General features: G+C 66.6%; 19 protein-coding genes. 12 read left to right on the top strand and 7 right to left on the bottom strand.

Features of this window, described 5'->3' with window-relative positions; all coding sequences use genetic code 11:
- The first annotated feature begins 138 nt into the window (after positions 1 to 138).
- Genes C0J29_RS12335 through C0J29_RS12325 form a run of 3 tightly spaced genes read left to right on the top strand, consistent with a single transcriptional unit; the run spans position 139 to position 3,124 of the window.
- Complete coding sequence (locus C0J29_RS12335; RefSeq protein WP_120792500.1) at positions 139 to 1,017, top strand: phosphoribosyltransferase family protein; 879 nt, start codon at positions 139 to 141, stop codon at positions 1,015 to 1,017.
- Positions 1,017 to 2,519, top strand: coding sequence for a nicotinate phosphoribosyltransferase (locus C0J29_RS12330; RefSeq protein ID WP_120792499.1), 1,503 nt, complete (start codon positions 1,017 to 1,019; stop codon positions 2,517 to 2,519). Before C0J29_RS12335 ends, C0J29_RS12330 begins: the two co-directional genes overlap by 1 nt.
- A complete protein-coding gene (locus tag C0J29_RS12325; protein WP_242460420.1) occupies positions 2,516 to 3,124 on the top strand; it encodes an NUDIX domain-containing protein in 609 nt (202 codons plus the stop codon). Before C0J29_RS12330 ends, C0J29_RS12325 begins: the two co-directional genes overlap by 4 nt.
- Positions 3,125 to 3,134: 10 nt before the next feature.
- On the opposite strand, the gene C0J29_RS12320 is transcribed toward C0J29_RS12325, so the two are convergent.
- Together C0J29_RS12320 and C0J29_RS12315 are read right to left on the bottom strand one after the other, a co-directional pair.
- Positions 3,135 to 4,178 (bottom strand): zinc-binding metallopeptidase family protein, encoded by a 1,044-nt coding sequence (locus tag C0J29_RS12320; protein ID WP_120794698.1) that lies wholly within the window; start codon positions 4,176 to 4,178, stop codon positions 3,135 to 3,137.
- Positions 4,171 to 5,130 (bottom strand): transglutaminase family protein, encoded by a 960-nt coding sequence (locus C0J29_RS12315; protein WP_120792497.1) that lies wholly within the window; start codon positions 5,128 to 5,130, stop codon positions 4,171 to 4,173. The genes C0J29_RS12320 and C0J29_RS12315 overlap by 8 nt, the downstream gene beginning before the upstream one ends.
- A gap of 121 nt (positions 5,131 to 5,251) precedes the next feature.
- Between C0J29_RS12315 and C0J29_RS12310 the strand changes: the two genes are divergently transcribed.
- The 3 genes from C0J29_RS12310 to C0J29_RS12300 all read left to right on the top strand — a co-directional run bounded on the left by C0J29_RS12310 (position 5,252) and on the right by C0J29_RS12300 (position 7,773).
- Entirely contained in the window at positions 5,252 to 6,496 is a 1,245-nt protein-coding gene (locus C0J29_RS12310; protein WP_120792496.1) for an esterase/lipase family protein, read from the top strand.
- A 23-nt stretch (positions 6,497 to 6,519) separates the two neighbouring features.
- Positions 6,520 to 7,266, top strand: a complete 747-nt coding sequence (locus C0J29_RS12305; protein ID WP_120792495.1) for an SDR family oxidoreductase — start codon at positions 6,520 to 6,522, stop codon at positions 7,264 to 7,266.
- Positions 7,267 to 7,383: 117 nt separating this feature from the next.
- Positions 7,384 to 7,773 carry an MmcQ/YjbR family DNA-binding protein gene (locus tag C0J29_RS12300; protein ID WP_065162725.1) on the top strand — a complete coding sequence of 130 codons (390 nt, stop codon included), beginning with the start codon at positions 7,384 to 7,386 and terminating at the stop codon, positions 7,771 to 7,773.
- Here the strand turns inward: C0J29_RS12300 and C0J29_RS12295 are convergent.
- Positions 7,768 to 8,817 carry an FUSC family protein gene (locus C0J29_RS12295; RefSeq protein WP_120792494.1) on the bottom strand — a complete coding sequence of 350 codons (1,050 nt, stop codon included), beginning with the start codon at positions 8,815 to 8,817 and terminating at the stop codon, positions 7,768 to 7,770. The two genes, C0J29_RS12300 and C0J29_RS12295, sit on opposite strands and share 6 nt — an antisense overlap.
- Before the next feature lie 38 nt (positions 8,818 to 8,855).
- Between C0J29_RS12295 and C0J29_RS12290 the strand changes: the two genes are divergently transcribed.
- Complete coding sequence (locus C0J29_RS12290; protein ID WP_162951445.1) at positions 8,856 to 9,629, top strand: serine/threonine-protein kinase; 774 nt, start codon at positions 8,856 to 8,858, stop codon at positions 9,627 to 9,629.
- Here C0J29_RS12290 and C0J29_RS12285 read toward each other — a convergent pair.
- Positions 9,626 to 10,057, bottom strand: coding sequence for a nitroreductase family deazaflavin-dependent oxidoreductase (locus C0J29_RS12285; protein ID WP_120794696.1), 432 nt, complete (start codon positions 10,055 to 10,057; stop codon positions 9,626 to 9,628). The two genes, C0J29_RS12290 and C0J29_RS12285, sit on opposite strands and share 4 nt — an antisense overlap.
- 71 nt (positions 10,058 to 10,128) lie before the next feature.
- Positions 10,129 to 11,916 (bottom strand): aspartate--tRNA ligase, encoded by a 1,788-nt coding sequence (gene aspS, locus C0J29_RS12280; protein ID WP_065162723.1) that lies wholly within the window; start codon positions 11,914 to 11,916, stop codon positions 10,129 to 10,131.
- An 85-nt stretch (positions 11,917 to 12,001) separates the two neighbouring features.
- On the opposite strand from aspS, the gene C0J29_RS12275 reads away from it, so the two are divergent.
- From C0J29_RS12275 to C0J29_RS12260, 4 genes are read left to right on the top strand one after another with little or no spacing between them, the layout of a single operon-like run.
- Complete coding sequence (locus tag C0J29_RS12275) at positions 12,002 to 12,889, top strand: oxidoreductase (RefSeq protein WP_277950741.1); 888 nt, start codon at positions 12,002 to 12,004, stop codon at positions 12,887 to 12,889.
- Positions 12,890 to 12,899: 10 nt separating this feature from the next.
- Entirely contained in the window at positions 12,900 to 13,403 is a 504-nt protein-coding gene (locus C0J29_RS12270) for an SRPBCC family protein (RefSeq protein ID WP_120792493.1), read from the top strand.
- 43 nt (positions 13,404 to 13,446) lie between these two features.
- Positions 13,447 to 14,328, top strand: a complete 882-nt coding sequence (gene ypfJ / locus C0J29_RS12265) for a KPN_02809 family neutral zinc metallopeptidase (protein WP_065042664.1) — start codon at positions 13,447 to 13,449, stop codon at positions 14,326 to 14,328.
- A complete protein-coding gene (locus C0J29_RS12260) occupies positions 14,325 to 15,536 on the top strand; it encodes a cytochrome P450 family protein (RefSeq protein WP_120792492.1) in 1,212 nt (403 codons plus the stop codon). Before ypfJ ends, C0J29_RS12260 begins: the two co-directional genes overlap by 4 nt.
- Positions 15,537 to 15,539: 3 nt before the next feature.
- Here the strand turns inward: C0J29_RS12260 and C0J29_RS12255 are convergent, their stop codons facing one another.
- Positions 15,540 to 16,418 (bottom strand): dihydrodipicolinate synthase family protein, encoded by an 879-nt coding sequence (locus C0J29_RS12255; protein WP_120792491.1) that lies wholly within the window; start codon positions 16,416 to 16,418, stop codon positions 15,540 to 15,542.
- Between the two features lie 12 nt (positions 16,419 to 16,430).
- Positions 16,431 to 17,246 (bottom strand): aldolase, encoded by an 816-nt coding sequence (locus tag C0J29_RS12250; protein WP_120792490.1) that lies wholly within the window; start codon positions 17,244 to 17,246, stop codon positions 16,431 to 16,433.
- Positions 17,247 to 17,325: 79 nt separating this feature from the next.
- On the opposite strand from C0J29_RS12250, the gene C0J29_RS12245 reads away from it, so the two are divergent.
- On the top strand, positions 17,326 to 17,835 hold the full coding sequence (locus C0J29_RS12245) for a helix-turn-helix domain-containing protein (RefSeq protein WP_120792489.1): 510 nt from the start codon (positions 17,326 to 17,328) through the stop codon (positions 17,833 to 17,835).
- Positions 17,836 to 18,044: the final 209 nt, after the last annotated feature.

The raw sequence follows: 18,044 nt of genomic DNA, 5'->3' as shown, positions 1-18,044 counted from the left end.
GCCCGGCCTGCGCGAGCAGACACAAAATCGTACGGGAGTGCATGCTCCAAGAGGATTTTGCGTCTGCTCGCGCCAAGAGTGGTGCGCCCCTTCCGACATTTCTCACAATTTGTGAGAAATGGGTGCTACGGTGAACCCATGGCCGATTACGAGTTCTTCACTCTCGATACCGACAGCGGTGCACTGACAACCGAACCGATCGAGGTATTCGCCTATCCGATGGGAGACGTGACGGTGCGTCGCACCGGCGACTCGGAACTCACCTCCGGCCTTCAGGCGCTGTGGGTTCGCACGCCGGCTCCCGATTGGTCGGTCGTCTTCAACTGGGCCTCCCTCGTCGCCAGCGCCGCCCGCCGCGTGTTGGTGATGCCGTACCTGCCCAGCGCACGGGGCGACAAGGACCTGCCCAGCCCCGCCCGGACGAACGCCCGACTGGCGGCGCTCTCCGGCATCACCGACATCATCGCGGTCGACCCGCACTCCCCGGTGTGGCTGGACGCGATGACCGCGGCCAACCCGGCCGTCGGGCGCTGGGAACTCGACCTGGCCGCGATCGTCAGCGATGCGGTGACCGGCAGCGGTCCTTACCAGGGGGTCATCGGGCCGGATGCCGGTTCACGAGGACGTGCCTCACTGGTCGCCGACCGACTCGGGCTGCCGGTCTTCATCGCCTCTAAGTCACGGGACCAGGCCACCGGAAAACTCAAGGGGTATCACCCGCCCGATGGCGTGCTGGACGGCCGCTATCTCGTGGTGGACGACATCTGTGACGGCGGAGGCACTTTCGCGCTGCTCCGGGCAGCGATACCAGCGGACGTGTCGCTGGACCTGTGGGTGACCCATGGCGGGTTCACCGGTCCGGAGCGCTCTCACCAAGCGCTGTCCGGATACCAGTGCGTCTACACCACCGACTCTTTGCCGAGCGCCCGGGGCGGACCCGTCCGAGCCACAGATCTGGCTCCGCATGTCAGCGAGACCTTACGCCGCATCGCCACCAATCTTGAAGGGGCACAATGATGAACGACAGGCAGGATCGCGCGCTGGACACCCTGCTGGCCACCGACGCGTACAAATTGGACCACCGCCGCCAATACCCGAAGGGCACCGAGTTCGTCTACTCGAACCTGACCGCGCGCGGAACGCGGCTGCCCGACGTCGATGCCACCGTATTCTTCGGGCTGCAGGCATACCTGCGCCAACTGCAGCAGCGCTGGCAGGTGTTCTTCGACCTTGCGCCCGACGAACTCGACGCGGTGCTGACGGCATACGAGCAGTTCGTCACGGCCCTACTGGGGCCGAATGATATTGGTGCCGAACACTTCCGGCAGCTGCACACGCTGGGTTATCTGCCCCTGCGGGTGAAGGCGGTCAAGGAGGGCGCCTTGGTCCCCCTGCGGGTGCCCTACCTGACGGTCGAGAACACCGACAGCCGATTCTTCTGGCTGACAAACTATCTCGAGACCGAGCTGTCCGCTCAGCTGTGGCAGCCCATCACCAGCGCCACCCTCGCGTGGCGTAACCGCACGCTGCTGGACCGGCGGGCGGCGTTGTCCGGCGATGAGGACGCGGTGAAGTTCCAGGGCCACGAATTCGCCTATCGCGGCATGACCGGCACCGAAGCGGCGGCCGCATCCGGAGCCGGGCATCTGCTGAGCTTCTGCGGAACCGACACCCTGCCCGCGATTCGCTATATCCAGCAGTATTACCCGGGAAACGACGGCGAACTGATCGGTGCCAGTGTCCCGGCCACCGAGCACTCGGTGATGTGCGCCGGCGGCCAGGACGGCGAGCTGCAGACCTTCGACCGTCTGTTGCAGCTGTACCCGGCCGGCACGCTGTCTGTCGTCTCCGACACCTGGAACCTGTGGCGCGTGCTCACCGAGTACCTGCCCGCCCGGGCCGACGAGATCAGAAGCCGCAACGGCAAACTCGTCATCCGGCCCGACTCCGGAGACCCCGAACTGATCCTGTGCGGTGATCCGAACGCTCCCGCCGGCACCCCGGAACAACAGGGCGTGGTGCGGCTGCTCGCGGAGACATTCGGGACCGTCAGGAACGACAAGGGCTATCGCGAACTCGACCCGCACGTCGGCGCGATCTACGGCGACTCGATCACCTACGAACGCGCCGACGCGATCACCCGAAACCTGATGGATCAGGGCTTCTCCTCCACCGCAGTCGTTTTCGGTTTCGGGTCCTACACCTACCAGTACCAGACGCGGGACACGTTCAAGATGGCCGTCAAAGCCACCTGGGTCCAGGTCGACGGTCAGGGCCGCGACATCCTCAAGGATCCGATCACCGACGACGGCTCCAAGAAGTCGGCCACCGGTCGCCTCTCCGTGCGCCGCCGCGACGACGGTCGCCCTTACCTGATCGAACACGCCGACCACGAATGCGACGACGAGTTGCAGATCGTCTTCGAGAACGGACAACTGCTGCGCAGCCACACCTTCGCCGAAGTGCGGGCAAACCTGCGGCGCGACAGCGTGATCCGCGAGGGGTGGACCCGCACGTGACGCAAACCTGGCTGAGCGTAGACGTCATCGCGCTCACCGAGGACGAACCGGTGCCGCGCCTGGTACTGATCCGGCGCGCCGGGACCCCGCACCGCGGCGCGACCACGTTGCCGGGAGGACTGCTGGCCGCCGAGCACGGTGAAACCGTCGAGCAGGCCGCCAGGAGGATCGTGCGCGAGAAGGCCGGCGCCGAGATCACCAGTGGCGTCGCGATTGTCGACGTGGTGAGCGACCCGCTGCGTGACGAACGCGGGCACACGGTGTCGATCGTCGTGGCCGCCCGTGTCGCCGCAGGTACCGGAGGCGCCGTCCCGGTCACCGACATACCCGACGGAATGCCGTTTCAGCACACCGAAATTGCGCGTGCCGCACTCGCGCGGATCGGCGAGCGGCTGCTGACCGACGCGAGCACCACCTACGCCCTGCTCGGCCCGGAGACGACGTTCGTGCAGACCTGTGCGCTGCTGCGGGCCTGCACGTCGATCACCGACACGGCCGCACGAGCACGCCTGGACCGCTCACCGCTGTTCACGCGGACCGACCAGTTTCACAAGCACGCCGGGTCAGGCCGGCCCGCCCGCGTCTATCACCGGCAGCCCGCCTAACTCGGCGAGCTCAGGTGGCGGCCTGCAGCTGCGAGGTCACCTCTTCGATCACGGTGTGTACGAACTGCATCTTGTCCAGCACCGCCGGCGGCAGCACAAAGGGGTAAAGGTCGTCGTGTCCCATCGACCGGTTCACCATGTTCAGCGACCAGGACAACGGCAGCCACATCTCGATGATGGTGGGAAAAGCGCTGGGCCCCAAGGGCGGCCGGTCGAACGTGGCGGCCGCCGGGGCCAGCCCGCAGGACGCCGAGGTGTCCAGCGTGTCCCGGATGTGCAGGTAGTGCGCGAACGTCTCGGCCCAGTCTTCGGCCGGGTGCATGGTCGCGTACGAGGAAACGAAGGTCTCCTGCCAGCCCTCCGGCGCCCCCTGGCTGTAATGACGGTCGAGCGCCGCCTGGTAGTCGGCGTCGGGGTCACCGAACAATTCGTTGAACCGCTGCAGGTACTCCGGTGACCGGACCAGCCGGTAAAAGTAGTAGTGCCCCACCTCGTGGCGGAAGTGCCCGAGCAGGGTGCGGTACGGCTCTTCCATCTCCACTCGCAACTGCTCGCGGTGCACATCGTCGCCCTCGGCGAGATCCAATGTGATGACGCCGTTTTCGTGTCCGGTGATCACGTTCTCGTGCGCGCTGGACAGCAGCCGGAACGCGAGTCCATAGTCCGGATCCTGGTCGCGCCCGATGATCGGCAGGTTCAACTCGTGCAGCTCGGCGACGAGCCGCCGCTTGGCCGCCTCGGCGCGGGCGAACTCCGCCAGCCCGACGGTGTCCTGGTCGTTGGGACGCTCGATGGTCAGCGCGCACGACTCGCACAGGCCGCCGGGCTGGCCGACCGGAACCAGCCAATTGCATTCGGCCACAAAGAGGTTGGCGCACAGCTGGTATTCGTTGGCGGCCACCGCGCCGGCGTGGTCGCTTTCTTCGCCGCCTTTGGCGATCACCAGCAGCGCCATCTGGTCCAGGGAGAACCCCAGGGCACTGTGGCAATTGAGGCACTCCGAATTCTCGAACGCCAGACGCTGGCCGCAGTTGGGGCAATGGAAGTCACGCATGCAGCGCATCTCCTTCGAACGGGACGACGTCGACGCCGACGTCGATCACGCTGCGTTCCGAGTTGGTGTAGATGATGCCGCGCAACGGCGGCACGTCCGCGTAGTCGCGGCCGCGTCCCACCACGATGTAGCGCTGGTCAACCAGCTGGTCGTTGGTGGGATCAAGGCCCAGCCACTCGAACTGACCCGGTTGCTGCGGCGTCCACACCGACGCCCAGGCGTGGGTGGCGTCAATGCCTATCATTCGATCCTTTCCAGGGGGTGGGTCGGTAGCCAGATAACCGGAGACATAGCAGGCCGCCAAACCATGGGCGCGCAGGCAGGCGATCGCCAACCGCGCGAAGTCCTGGCATACCCCTTCCCGGGCCGTCAGAACCTCATTTACCCGCGTGGAAACCGTGGTCGAGCCCGAACGGTAAGTGAAATCACGGAAAATTCGCGACGCGAGGTCGCGCAGCACCTCGACGAGCGGACGTCCGGGCTCGAAGCTGGGCGCCGCGTAGTCACGAACCTCGTCGGTGATTTCCGGTGGCGTCAGGTCCAGGGCGAAGTCGCTCGCCAGCGCCCCCTGTGCGCCGTTGGGTCGCGCGTTCTCCCACGGTTGCAGGGCCGGCCCGGTGCTGTAGATCCCGGACGCCTGCGGGGCGACGTCGACGATCGAGTCGCTGACGATGGTCAGGGCCCGGTGCGGCTCGGTGACGTGGAAGTACGAACTGATGTTGCCGTACGTGTCGCGGCTGGTGGAACTGTCGGCCGGGGCCGGGTCGATGATCAGTTCGTGTGCAACGCAGTGCTGGCGCAGCGAGTCTCGCGGTGTGAGGAATCCGCGCCCGTATGAGCTGGTCACGACATCGGAGTAGCGGTATTCCGTGCGATGGGTGACGCGGTACCGTTTCGCGGCCGGCGGCGCCGACCAGCCGTTGAATTCCTCGGACGGCTCCTCAGGCGGCAAGACGAACCTCCCTGTCGGCGAGTGGCGGCAAGCGTAGCTCACACCGACAGTCTGTACCGCAAGGTCTATCTTCGCCTCGAATGGGAACCCTAAGGTGTGAACGGCGGAAAGGAGTTGGCCCGTGCAGGGACACGAAATGAGGTCGCTGGCCGACCTCGCCGGCGAAGGCACGCGGGTGCTGACCACGCTGGTCCGTGATGTGCATCACGGCATCGCCAGTCGGGTTTTCACCTCGATAGGTCCGGCGGCCAAGCCCGTGCAGGTGATTCATGACGCCACTGCTTCCACCATCTACAGCATGGTCGACGGGGCCGTGCGGGGCTCGCTGTATGGCGCGGGCGCGCTGGCGGCGCACACCTTGAGCAACGACGACGAGACCGTGCTGGCGCGTCCACGCGTCGCGGGTGCGATCGCGGCGGTGAACGGAATCTACGGCGACGAGATGACCAACCGGAAGAACGGTTTTGCGCTCTCGATGCAGGTCCGGCGCAAAGGACAGCCGGTGGAGCTCACCGCGGACTCGATCGCGAAGGCGTTTCCCAAACCGACCGGCCGCATCGCGGTGTTCGTGCACGGCTGGTGCATGACCGAACGGTCATGGTGGCGCGCGCCGCGAACCGGCGAGACGCTGCGTCCCTACGGCAAACGATTGCGCAAGGACCTCGACTTCACTCCGGTGTTCGTGCGCTACAACAGTGGTCACCACATCTCGGAGAACGGCCAGGCGCTGGCCGACGTGCTGCACCGGCTGCACGAATTGTGGCCGACGGCAGTCGAAGACGTCGTTCTGATCGGCCATTCCATGGGTGGTTTGGTATCCCGCAGCGCATGTCATTACGGACGCGACCGGGACCATGCGTGGACCGACGCCGTTCGGCACGTGGTGTGCCTGGGTTCCCCCCACCTGGGTGCCGACCTGGAAAAGGGCGTCAACATGGCGGCGTGGGCGCTGGCGAAGCTGCCCGAGACGCGCGGCTTGGCGGCATTTCTGAACACCCGCAGCGCCGGGGTGAAGGATCTGCGGTACGGCGCCCTGCTCCATGAGGACTGGCGCGACTGCGACCCGGACGAGTTCCTGCGCGACCGTTGCCAGGAGGTGCCCTTCCTACCGCACGCGGTCTATCACTTCGTCTCGACCACGGCCGCGCCCCGCGCGGTCGGACTGATCATGGGCGACCATCTGGTGCGCCCCAAGAGTGCGGCAGGCGTGGGTCGATCACGTAAGGTTCCGTTCGAGGCCGCCCACGGTCTCACCCTGACCGGCTTGAACCACTTTGACCTGCTCAACCATCCGTCGATCTACGACAAGCTGCTGGCGTGGCTCGCCCACTCCCCGGCACTGGCGCAGTCCGAATCGGTCGGTTAGGGCCGCCGAAAGCGAGACGCGCAATGAGCCAGCTGAGTGGCAAAACCGCACTTGTCACCGGCGGCAATTCGGGCATCGGCCTGGCGGCCGCCCAGCGGTTGGCGGCCGAGGGCGCGCATGTCTTTCTGACCGGGCGTAACCAACAGACGATCGACGCCGCGGTGGCCTCGATCGGCGCCAATGCGACCGGCATTCGCGCCGATGTGTCGAGCAATGACCAGCTGGCGGCCATCGTCGCCGCGATCGAGTCCCGCGGAAACGGGCTCGACGTGCTGTTCGCGAACGCCGGCGGCGGAGCGTTCGCGCCGTTGGGTAAGATCACCCTCGAACAGTTCACCGACACCTTCATGACCAACGTCGGTGGCACGCTCTTCACCGTGCAGGCGATGCTGCCGCTGCTCAACCGCGGTTCGTCGATCATCCTGACCGGTTCCACGGCCGCCTACAACGGGACGCCCGCATTCAGCGTCTACGCCGCAACAAAGGCGGCAATTCGCTCGTTCGGCCGCACCTGGGCTGCCGAACTCGTGAGCCGCGACATCCGCGTCAACACCGTCGTCCCGGGACCGGTCGAGACGCCGGGCCTCAAAGGTCTGGCGCCCGCCGGCCAGGAGCAGGAACTCCTGGACGGCGAAGCGGCGAAGGTTCCGATGGGCCGTCTCGGCCGGCCGGAAGAGATCGCGGCAGCGGTCCTCTTCCTCGCCTCGGATCAAAGCAGCTTCATGACGGGGACGGAAATGTTCGTCGACGGCGGTGCCGAACAGATCTGACCGCCCCGGGTTCGCCACGCGCGCGCCTGTGCCGCGAAGTCGCGAACAGCGCGCGTTTCACGCCGCGCAATTTCGAATAACGTGCCGAACTGGGCGTTTGGAGCGCACAATCGAAGCGTGGCCACCTGGGAAGACGTGGCCCGCGTCGTCGGTGACCTGCCGCTGACCACCGAGCAGTCACCGCGCGATTGGCGGGTGGGCAAGAAGTTGCTCGCATGGGAGCGACCGCTGCGCAAATCCGACATCGACGCGCTGACCCGCGACGGGGTGCAGCCGCCGCCGGGCGACATTCTGGGTGTGCGGGTACCGGATGAAGGGGTGAAGTTGGCGCTGGTCGCCGACGAGCCGCGGGTGTACTTCACCACCCCGCACTTCGACGGTTACCCGGCTGTGCTGGTCCGGCTGGCCGAGATCGCGGTCGGTGACCTGCGCGAGTTGATCACCGAAGCGTGGCTGACGCAGGCTCCGAAACAGCTGGTCAAGGAGTTTCTGGCGAAGTCGTCATGACGTCCGTTGGATCACCTGCTGCAGGTCGTCGGCGCAGCCCGAAACCACGTCGGCGACCACTACTTCGGCGTGGTCGCGGGCACCGGACTGCAGCACGGTGGCGTGGCGGCGCGCGGCGGCCAGGTGAGCCGCCGCGGCTGTGGGATCGGCATCGGCAAGTCCGGTCGCCAGGGCAAGTTCGCTTACTGCTGCCCGCAGGGAGGGCGCGACCGCCCGCCCGAGCGGACGGGTGACCGAGCGCGCCAGGTGCAGCACGCAGCTGGCAAACAGACCCAGCTGCGCGGATTGCGCGTCAATGTCTCGAATCGTGCCGCGCGAGGCCCACCGACGAGGCGCACGACGCACCGCCACCTCAGCCGTGGACCGGGCCTCGATCAGTGCCCCGACCTCTTGATGGAGGTGGTCGGAGACGGTCCTCAGCCAGTCGGGACTGCGGGTGTCGGCATCCTCGAGAATCCCGGCCGTCTGCACGAGCGTCTCGTGCGCCGCGGCCAGGACGGCCGCACGCGCATCACTGAGCAGGCGCTTCGGGTCGGCGGGGAACAGCACGAGGGCGAACACCAGCGCCAGCCCGCCCCCGATCAGCGAATCGAAGAGGCGCTCGGTGACCACGATGCCGGTGTGGGAGAACACCAGCACCAAGATCGAAGAGACGGCGGTCTGGTTGACGAACATCAATCCCTGACCGATGGCGCCGCGACCGACCAGAATCGCGACCGACAGCGCAATGCAGACCGCCACACCGATCGCGATCGGTCCGGCACCGAGAAAGCCCACCGTCCCGCCTCCTACCGCGATGCCCAGCGCGACGCCGACCATCATCTGGGTGGCACGTCGCGCGCGCAGCACGTTGCTCGCCGACATGCACACCACCGCCGAGATCGGCGCGAAGAACGGTTGCTGGTGGCGCAGCAGATCGTGCGTCAGGTGCCAGGCCAGCGCGGCGGCGACCGATGTCTGGGCGATCGGCCACAACGCGGCGCGTAATCGGTGAACAGCGGCCGTTCCCTCGCCGGCCGCCCCGGCCAGCAGCGAAGTCTTCACCTCGTCTGCTTACCCCACGACGGAGTAACCTGCGATGGGTGCCGCTGAAGAACGGCGAACGGGTCGCCGACTACACCATCGTCGGGTGGTTGGGCGCTGGCCCCCTTGGCGACGTCTACCGAGCCACCCATCCCACGTCGCCGCACGAGTTGGCCCTGAAAATCCCTTTCACGACCACCTCTCAGGACCGGGCCTTCGGCATGCGCTTCCAGCGGGAAGGCTCCGTCGCGCTGCGGATCACCCATCCGAACCTGGTTCGGCTGCATGACATCGGCGAGTTTGACGACAAGGTTTGGGCTGCAAGGGATTACGTGGACGGCACCAGTGTGGCGGAACTGATCGCGCAGCGCTACCCGCAGGGCATGCCCGAACGCGAGGTGTGCGCCATCGTCAACGCGGTCGCTGACCCGCTCGACCACCTGCACCGAAGCGGCTGCCTACACCGGGGTGTCAAACCCACGAACATTCTGGCCACCTCCCAACGGCGAATCCTGTTGTCCGACTTCGGGACCGGTAGCCAACTGGGCAACGACGGCCCCACTCTGGCGGCACTGCCGTACCTGGCACCCGAATTGGCCACCGGCGCCGACGGCCCGCTGGCCGACCAGTATGCACTGGCCGCCAACGCTTTCTATCTGTTGACCGGCGCCCCGCCCCCACCGCTGGCCACGCGGCCGGCGCGGGTCAGCGACCATCGCGCCGAACTGAGTCACCTCGATCGATTGTTCGCCAAAGCGCTATCCCCTCAGCCCGACAGCCGATTTCGCAGCTGCGGAGAGTTGGCCGCTGAACTGACGGCGCTGGCGAATTAGGCGCGGCGCAGTTCGAACAGCGGGATGACTCGGTCGGTTTTCGCCTGGTACTCGGCGAAGCCCGGTGCCGCCGCGGTGATCTGCTCGAAGATGGCGTCACGCTCGGCACGATCCAGTTCGTGCGCGGTGACGTCGAACGCCTCGGCGCCGACTTCCACCTGCGCCTGCGGCCGGGCGCGCAGGTTGTGCACCCAGGCCGGGTCGACCGGCGCGCCGGCGAACGACCCGATGATGATCAGCCGGCCGTCGATGCGGAAATAGGCCAGCGGCGCGATGCGGGGCTGGCCTGACTTGGCACCGGTGGTGGTGAGCAGCAACAGGTCGGCATTGGCGAACTGGCCGCCGACCTTGCCGCCGTTGGACCGGAATTCGTCGACGATGGTGTTGTTGAATGCCTTGATGGATTCGGTGTCCGGGGTATCAGTCATATTGCGCCGCTCTCCCCCGCAGGCGGGAGGTGCCCCCACCTCATCGCTGCGCGCTGCATCGTCGCCGACGCTCATGCCCCGTCAACTGCTTTGGGTTTGAAATCTATTCCCGATTCTTTGCGCTGCTGAGCCGTGATGGGCGCCGGCGCATCGGTCAGCGGGTCCACGCCCCCGCCGGTCTTGGGGAACGCGATCACCTCGCGGATCGAATCGACGCGGGACAGCAGCGCGTTGATCCGGTCCCAGCCGAACGCGATCCCGCCGTGCGGCGGCGCGCCAAAGGTGAACGCCTCCAACAGGAATCCGAACTTCTCCTCGGCCTCGGCCTGATCCAGGCCCATCACCGCGAACACCCGTTCCTGAATGTCGCGCCGATGAATACGGATCGAACCGCCGCCGATCTCGTTGCCGTTGCAGACGATGTCGTAGGCATCGGCCAGCACGGCGCCGGGGTCGGCTTCGATGCTGTCCTCGTGCTCGCGCTTGGGAGAGGTGAAGGCGTGGTGCACCGCCGTCCAGGCCCCTGCGCCGACGGCCACGTCACCGGACGCGGTGGCGTCCTCGGCGGGCTCGAACAGCGGAGGGTCGACGATCCAGACGAACTTCCAGTCGTCCGGGTCGATCAGTCCCAGCCGGTGGGCGATCTCGATGCGCGCGGCGCCCAATAGCGCCCGGGAGGTCTTTACCGGCCCTGCGGAGAAGAAGATGCAGTCGCCCGGGTTGGCACCGACGTGGCCGGCCAGGCCGTCGCGCTCGGCATCGGACAGGTTCTTGGCCACCGGCCCGCCCAGCGTCCCGTCCTCACCGACCAGCACGTAGGCCAGGCCGCGGTGGCCGCGCTGCTTGGCCCACTCCTGCCAGCCGTCCAGCGTGCGCCGCGGTTGCGAGGCACCGCCGGGCATCACGACGGCGCCGACGTACGGCGCCTGGAACACCCGGAATGTGGTGTCCTTGAAGAACTCCGCGCATTCGACCAGCTCCAGCCCGAAGCGCAGATCGGGTTTGTCGGAGCCGAACCGGCGCATCGCGTCGGCATACGTCATCCGCGGGATGGGCGTCGGGATCTGGTAGCCGATCAGCGCCCACAGCGCGGACAGGATCTCCTCGGAGACCGCGATGACGTCCTCGACGTCGACGAAGCTGAGTTCCATGTCGAGCTGGGTGAATTCGGGCTGGCGGTCGGCGCGGAAATCCTCGTCGCGGTAGCAGCGCGCGATCTGGTAGTACCGCTCCATCCCGGCCACCATCAGCAGCTGCTTGAACAGCTGCGGGCTCTGCGGCAGCGCATAGAACATCCCGGGGTGCAGCCGCGCCGGAACAAGGAAGTCGCGCGCGCCTTCCGGCGTCGACCGGGTAATCGTCGGCGTCTCGACCTCCACGAAGTCGTGCCGGCCGAGCACCTCACGCGCGGCGGCATTGACCTTGGAACGCAACCGGATTGCGGCGGCCGGCCCGTCGCGGCGCAGGTCCAGGTAGCGGTACTTCAGCCGCAGCTCCTCCCCCGCGGGCTCATCAAGCTGGAACGGCAGCGGCGCGGATTCGCCCAGCACGGTCAGCGAGGTGACGTTGACCTCGATGTCCCCGGTGGCGATGTCGGGGTTCGCGTTGCCTTCCGGACGGATCTCGACGACACCGGTGACCGCGATGCAGAACTCCGAGCGCAGCCGGTGCGCCTGGGCCAGCACCTGTCCCGCTTCCAAGGCGTCGCGGAACACCACCTGGGCGACACCGGACGCGTCGCGGAGATCGATGAAGATGACACCGCCGTGGTCGCGGCGGCGGGCCACCCACCCGGCCAAGGTCACCTGCTGCCCGGCATCGCCGTCCCGAAGCGATCCCGCGGCGTGGCTGCGCAGCACAAATACTCCTTTACACCGGGTGAGATTGACTGCCCAGTCTAGAGGGCCGGTTGATTTGCCCGATCCTGCCGGTACTTTTAGCTGCATCGCAACCGATATTGCTCTCGTGGGCCCCGGCGCCGTTGGCACGACCGTGGCGGCGCTGTTGTATGCGGCCGGAAACCGGGTGCTGCTCTGCGGCCACCGTCCGCGTGACGGCATTGAGCTGCGCCCGGACGACGCCGAACCGATCGTGGTCCCGGGCCCGGTGCACACCGATCCCGATGCGGTGAGCGGTCCGGTGGACGTGCTCATCCTCGCGGTCAAAGCCACCCAAAACGCCGCCGCGGCCGGCTGGCTGGCCCGGCTGTGCGACGAGAACACCATCGTCGCCGTCCTGCAGAACGGCGTCGAACAGGTCGAACAGGTCGCGCCGCTGTCGCCGTCTCCGCACGTCATACCGGGCAGCGTGTGGTTCTCGGCCGAGACCCAGCCGGCCGGCTGGGTGCGGTTGCGCGGTGAGGCCGCGCTGGTGGTGCCCACCGGGCGCGCGGCGGAATCGTTCGCCGAGCTGCTGCGCGACGCAGGATGCCAAGTGGAGTGCAACCCCGACTTCGTCACCGTCAACTGGCGCAAGCTCCTGCTCAACGCGCTGGCCGGACTGATGGCATTGTCGGGCCGACGCTCCGGCATGTTCCGCCGGGACGACGTGGCCGAACTGGGCCGCCAATACATGGCCGAGTGTGTGGCGGTGGCGCGCGCCGAGGGCGCCCAACTCAGCGACGATGTGGCCGAGCAACTGGTCGAGTCCTTCCGCGCGGTACCGGAAGACATGGGCACTTCGATCCTGACCGACCGGGAAGCACACCGCCGGATGGAATGGGACCTGCGCAACGGCGTGATCGTCCGCAAAGCCCGCGCGCACGGGTTGCCCACCCCGATCAGCGACGTGGTGGTGCCGCTGCTCGCCGCGGCCAGTGACGGGCCGGGTTAGGTTTGCAGGCATGCATCCCTGCGAACGCGTCGACCTGAGCTTCATCGAGACGGCGCCCTACCGCTTCCGCAACAGTGTCGACCTGGCCATCACGCCCGAGCAGCTCTTCGAAGTGCTGGGTGACGCCGAGTCCTGGCCGCGCTGGGCCAAAGTGATCACCAAGGTCACCTGGACCAGCCCGGAACCCCGGGGCATCGGCACCACCCGCGTCGTGGAGATGCGGGGCGGCATCGTCGGGGACGAGGAGTTCATTGCCTGGGAGCCGTTCACGCACATGGCATTCCGGTTCAACGAGTGCTCCACCAAGGCGGTCGCCGCGTTCGCCGAAGACTACCGGGTCGACGTGATACCCGGCGGCTGCCGGCTCACCTGGACGATGGTTCAAAAGCCGGCCCGCGGTGCCGGGCTGGGCATGGCTGTGTTCGGTCCACTGCTCAACCTGGCGCTGCGCCGATTCCTGCGCAACCTGCGCACTTACACCGACACCCGATTCGCCGCCACACAGCAGCGATAGGCTGTGTCGGCGCGGTTGAAACTCTAGTTCCGGGGAGCGTGCGATGACCTTCAACGAGGGTATGCAGATCGACACCAGTTCCGCGACGTCCTCGGGCGGCGGCGGGATGGGCCGGATGGCCATCGGTGGTGGTATCGGCGGCCTGCTACTGGTGGTGGTGGCCATGCTGCTCGGTGTCGACCCCGGCGGAGTGATCAGCCAGCAGCCGCTCGACTCCCGCGAGGACGTGGCTCCCGGTTTCGACCTGAGCCGCTGCAAGACCGGCGCGGACGCCAACAAATACGTGCAGTGCCGCGTGGTCGCCACCAGCAACTCGCTGGACGCGGTGTGGAAGCAGCTGATGCCGAAGTACACCCGACCGCACCTGCGCCTGTTCAGCGGCCAGGTGAGCACCGGCTGCGGGCCGGCCAGCAGCGACGTCGGGCCGTTCTACTGCCCGGTGGACAAAACGGCCTATTTCGACACCGACTTCTTCCAGGTGCTGGTGACCCAGTTCGGTTCCAGCGGTGGACCTTTCGCGGAAGAATACGTGGTGGCACATGAGTACGGCCACCACGTGCAGAACCTGCTGGGGGTGCTCGGCCGGGCGCAGTCCGGAGCGCAGGGCGCCACCGGCAGCGGGGTTCGCACCGAGTTGCAGGCTGACTGTTACGCCGGGGTGTGGGCGCACTACGCCTCCACCGTCAAGCAGGACAGCACCGGGCAACCGTTTCTGCAGCCGTTGAGCGACAAGGACATTCAGGACGCGCTGTCGGCGGCCGCGTCGGTGGGTGACGACCGGATTCAGCAGCAGGTGAACGGGCGGGTGAACCCGGAATCCTGGACGCACGGTTCATCTGCGCAGCGGCAGAAGTGGTTCACCACCGGGTACTCGACCGGCGAGCCCAACAAGTGCGACACGTTCAACACCAACGATCTGGGGTGAAGCTCGAGCATCCGATCACGGTAGGCACCGCCGAGTTCAACGCTGACCAGCATTCCTACTACGACTGGATGCGCCGGGAGGCGCCCGTCTACCGGGGCAGGCTGGCTTTGCGGCCACCCGGCCAGGACGTCTACTTCATCTCCCGCTATCGGGATTGCCTGAACCTGGTCACCGACCCGCGGATCCGCCGGGTGCTCGACGGCGCCGCCGAGGACACCTCGGTGGTCCCCGAGGCCATCCGCTTGCTGACCACCGACACCATGGTCTATCAGGACGACCCGTCGCACCTGCGACTGCGCAAGCTGGTGAGCCGGCCGTTCACGCCGCGCGCGATTCAGGGGCTGCGGGAGCGGATCCGTACCGTCGCCCGTGAGTTGCTCGACGGCTTCGAGCCGGGGCAGCGCATTGAACTGCACCAGCAGTACGCGCTGCCGGCCCCGACCACGGTGATCAGCGAAATGGTCGGTGTCTCAAGCGAAGACCGGCCAACGTTCTACAGCTTCATCGAGCAGTTGTTCGACGCGATGCTGAACCACAACGCGGCCGGCGCCGGCGAACAGATGGAGGGCTTCGTCGCCTACCTGCGCGAGATGGTCGAGCAACGACGGGCCGATCCCGGTCAGGACATCATCACCGAGTTGATCACCGCCAGGGAAGATGGCGGACTCACCGATGACGAAATCGTCGCGATGGTGTTCCTGCTCATCACCGGCGACTATCAGACCACCCCGAACGTGGTCGCCAACGGCATAGCGGCGCTCCTCACCCACTCCGACCAACTTCGCTTATTGCGGAAGCATCCCGAACTGATCAGCAGTGCCGTCGAGGAGATCCTTCGCTACTCCGGCACCGTCGGCGGCACCGAAGCCACGACGTTCGCCGGCGAGGACATCACCTTGCATGGAGTCACGATCCCGCGCGGCGCCATGGTGACGACGCTGCTGACATCGGCCAACCGCGACCCAGCACAGTTCCCCGACCCCGACCGCTTCGACATCACCCGCAGCCCCAACGACCACCTTGCATTCAGCCGAGGCACCCACTTCTGCCTCGGCTCACACCTGGCACGGCTGGAGACCGGGATCATCATCGGCGAGCTGATCAACCGCTTCCCGGATTTGAGGCTTGCGGTTGCACCGGAAGAGCTGCGCCTGCAACCGATTCCGTTGCTCAACCGGTTCGACGAAGTGCCGGTGATCCTGGGCTGAAGCTCACGACCCGGCCAGCAGGTCCTGCAATTCGGCACGCCCCTGCCCGTCCAGCGCCAGCAACGGTGCACGCGGGTCGCCGACCGGGAAGCCCAGCAGATCCAGACCGGCCTTGACGGTGGTGGGCAGCCCGCCCGCAACGATGAACTGCAACAACGGCTTGAGGTCGTCGTAAAGGAGCTGCGCCTTCTCGAGATCGTCCGCGCGCACCGCGTTATACAGGTCGATGCACGGCTGCGGGCGCAGATTCGGTGCGGCCGTGCACCATCCGGACGCTCCCACCTTGAGCGCGTCGAGCACCAGCGGATTGCTGCCGTTGTAGAAGGGCAACTCGCCACCGCTGAGTTCGGCGATGCGCCGCATCCGGGTCAGGTCACCGGTGGACTCCTTCACCATGGTGACGTTGTCGATGTTGTCGAACATGGTGACCAGCAGTTCGGGGCTCATGTCCACACCACTGGTGGCCGGGTTGTTGTAGGCCATGATCGGGATTCCGATCGACTCGCCGATGCTGCGGTAGTGCTGAGCGATCTCGCGATCGGTGAGCCTCCAGTAGGAAACGGGCAGGATCATCACCGCGTCGGCGCCGGCCTGCTCCGCGTACCGGGCGCGCCGAATTGTGTTGGCGGTGGTCAGATCTGACACTCCGACCACCACCGGAACCCGCCCGTTGACGGCGGCCATCGTGGTGTCGACGACGGCGTCGAACTCGGATTCGTCGAGGTAGGCCAATTCGCCGGTGCTGCCCAGCGGCGCGATCGCATGCACGCCGGAGGACACCAGCCGGTCGACGAGCGCGGCCAGCCGGTCTTTATCGATGCCCGACGTATCGGCGGTGAACGGGGTGATCGGGTAGGCGATGATGCCGTGGATTTCGGGCACGGTTCCTCGAATTCAGTTGGCGGACGGAGGATTCAGGACGTCGGGGTGCCGCACCAGCGCGCGGCGGGCATAGTAGGCGAAGTTGGCCCGGCTGCGCGCCGGCGTCAGCGTCCAGTCATGGGCTTCCCGGGCCAGTTCCTCTGGCAGTGCTTTGACGGTGCCCGCGGCCATGGCGGCGAGTTGGAGCTTGGCGGCGCGCTCGATCAGTACCGCCAGCGAACACGCCTCCTCGACACTGGCGCCGGCCACCACCTGCCCGTGATGTGCCAGCAGCGCGGCTTTCTTGTCGCCCAGTGCGGCGGTGATGATCTCGCCCTCCTCGTTACCGACCGGCACGCCGGGCCACTCAGCCAGGAAGGCGCAATCGTCATAGAGCGGGGTGGTGTCCATGTGCGAGACGATCAGCGGAACCTCCAGCATCGACAGGGCTGCCACATGGAAGGGATGCGTATGCACGATGCAGTGGACGTCGGGTCGCGCGCGATAGATCCAGCTGTGAAAACGGTTGGCCGGGTTGGCCATTCCGGAACCTTCCAGGACATTGAGATCCTCGTCGACCAGCAGCAGGTTGTCCTCGGTGATCTCGTCGAATCCCAGCCCCAGCCGCTGGGTGTAGTAGGTGCCGGGCTGTTCGGCCCGTGCGGTGATCTGACCGGCCAGGCCGGAGTCATGGCCGGCGTCGAACAGAGCGCGGCAGGTGAGCGCGATCTTCTGGCGAGTGGTCAGCCGCGCACCCGCACTCTCGGCACTTTCGGCGCTTTCGGCGTCCAGGCGTTCCTGGGCGCGCCGCATCAGTTCGGCCTTCGAATGGGTGAACGTGGTTGCCATCAACGACTCCCTCGATCGGGAATGTGTGACACAATATTAGCACTATAGGAAACTTTTGTGTCATGAGAGGTTTGGTTCCATGACCGCCTTGCTGCGGACGGTGCGCCGGCAACGCCGCCTCACCCTCGAGCAACTCGCCGACCGCACCGGCCTGACCAAGAGCTACCTGTCCAAGATCGAACGCGGCCACAGCACACCGTCGATCGCGGTGGCACTCAAAGTCGCGCGGGCCCTCGACGTCGACGTCGGACGGCTGTTCTCCGATGATGCCGCCGACGAGCAGATCACCGTCGACCGCGCCGATCCGTCCGCCGGGCGCTACCGCGCCCTGGCCACCCATCTGCTGGGCAAATCCATGTCACCCTTCGTGGTGCGACCGACCGGACGCGCCTCCGACGATCCGCATCCCGAGCACATCGGACAGGAATTCGTCTTTGTGTACAGCGGGGCGGTCGAACTTACCTACGGCGACCGCGTTATTCCACTGGGCCCCGGCGACAGCGCCTACTTCGACGCCTCCGTCGGCCACCGGCTCAGGGCTGTCGACGGCGAACCCGCCGAGGTGGTCGTCATCACCAGCCCGGCTTGATGGTGGCGACAAGCAGCGCGCGGCTGCGCCGAGCTAGCGATCGCCACGGGCCCGTAGGTTCTGTGTCCCCCAACCGGGGGACACAGGTCGAGCCCATCGTGGGATACACATTTAGCTAATGTGTAACGAGAATAGCGTTACACATTGACATATTCCGTCACTGTGTAATGATAAAGGTCAGTCATCGATATTCAGAGGAGAACGATCGT

This window comes from Mycobacterium paragordonae, from assembly GCF_003614435.1.
GTDB classification, from domain to species: domain Bacteria; phylum Actinomycetota; class Actinomycetes; order Mycobacteriales; family Mycobacteriaceae; genus Mycobacterium; species Mycobacterium paragordonae.
This window is presented reverse-complemented; position numbering and strand designations above follow the sequence as displayed.

Bases quoted from the DNA above. Each gene is read 5' to 3' on its own strand.
- C0J29_RS12335 (WP_120792500.1), top strand. From the start codon at position 139: ATGGCCGATTACGAGTTCTTCACTCTCGATACCGACAGCGGTGCACTG.
- C0J29_RS12330 (WP_120792499.1), top strand. From the start codon at position 1,017: ATGAACGACAGGCAGGATCGCGCGCTGGACACCCTGCTGGCCACCGAC.
- C0J29_RS12320 (WP_120794698.1), bottom strand. From the start codon at position 4,178: ATGCGTGACTTCCATTGCCCCAACTGCGGCCAGCGTCTGGCGTTCGAG.
- C0J29_RS12305 (WP_120792495.1), top strand. From the start codon at position 6,520: ATGAGCCAGCTGAGTGGCAAAACCGCACTTGTCACCGGCGGCAATTCG.
- C0J29_RS12285 (WP_120794696.1), bottom strand. From the start codon at position 10,057: ATGACTGATACCCCGGACACCGAATCCATCAAGGCATTCAACAACACC.
- C0J29_RS12270 (WP_120792493.1), top strand. From the start codon at position 12,900: ATGCATCCCTGCGAACGCGTCGACCTGAGCTTCATCGAGACGGCGCCC.
- ypfJ (WP_065042664.1), top strand. From the start codon at position 13,447: ATGACCTTCAACGAGGGTATGCAGATCGACACCAGTTCCGCGACGTCC.
- C0J29_RS12250 (WP_120792490.1), bottom strand. From the start codon at position 17,246: ATGGCAACCACGTTCACCCATTCGAAGGCCGAACTGATGCGGCGCGCC.
- C0J29_RS12245 (WP_120792489.1), top strand. From the start codon at position 17,326: ATGACCGCCTTGCTGCGGACGGTGCGCCGGCAACGCCGCCTCACCCTC.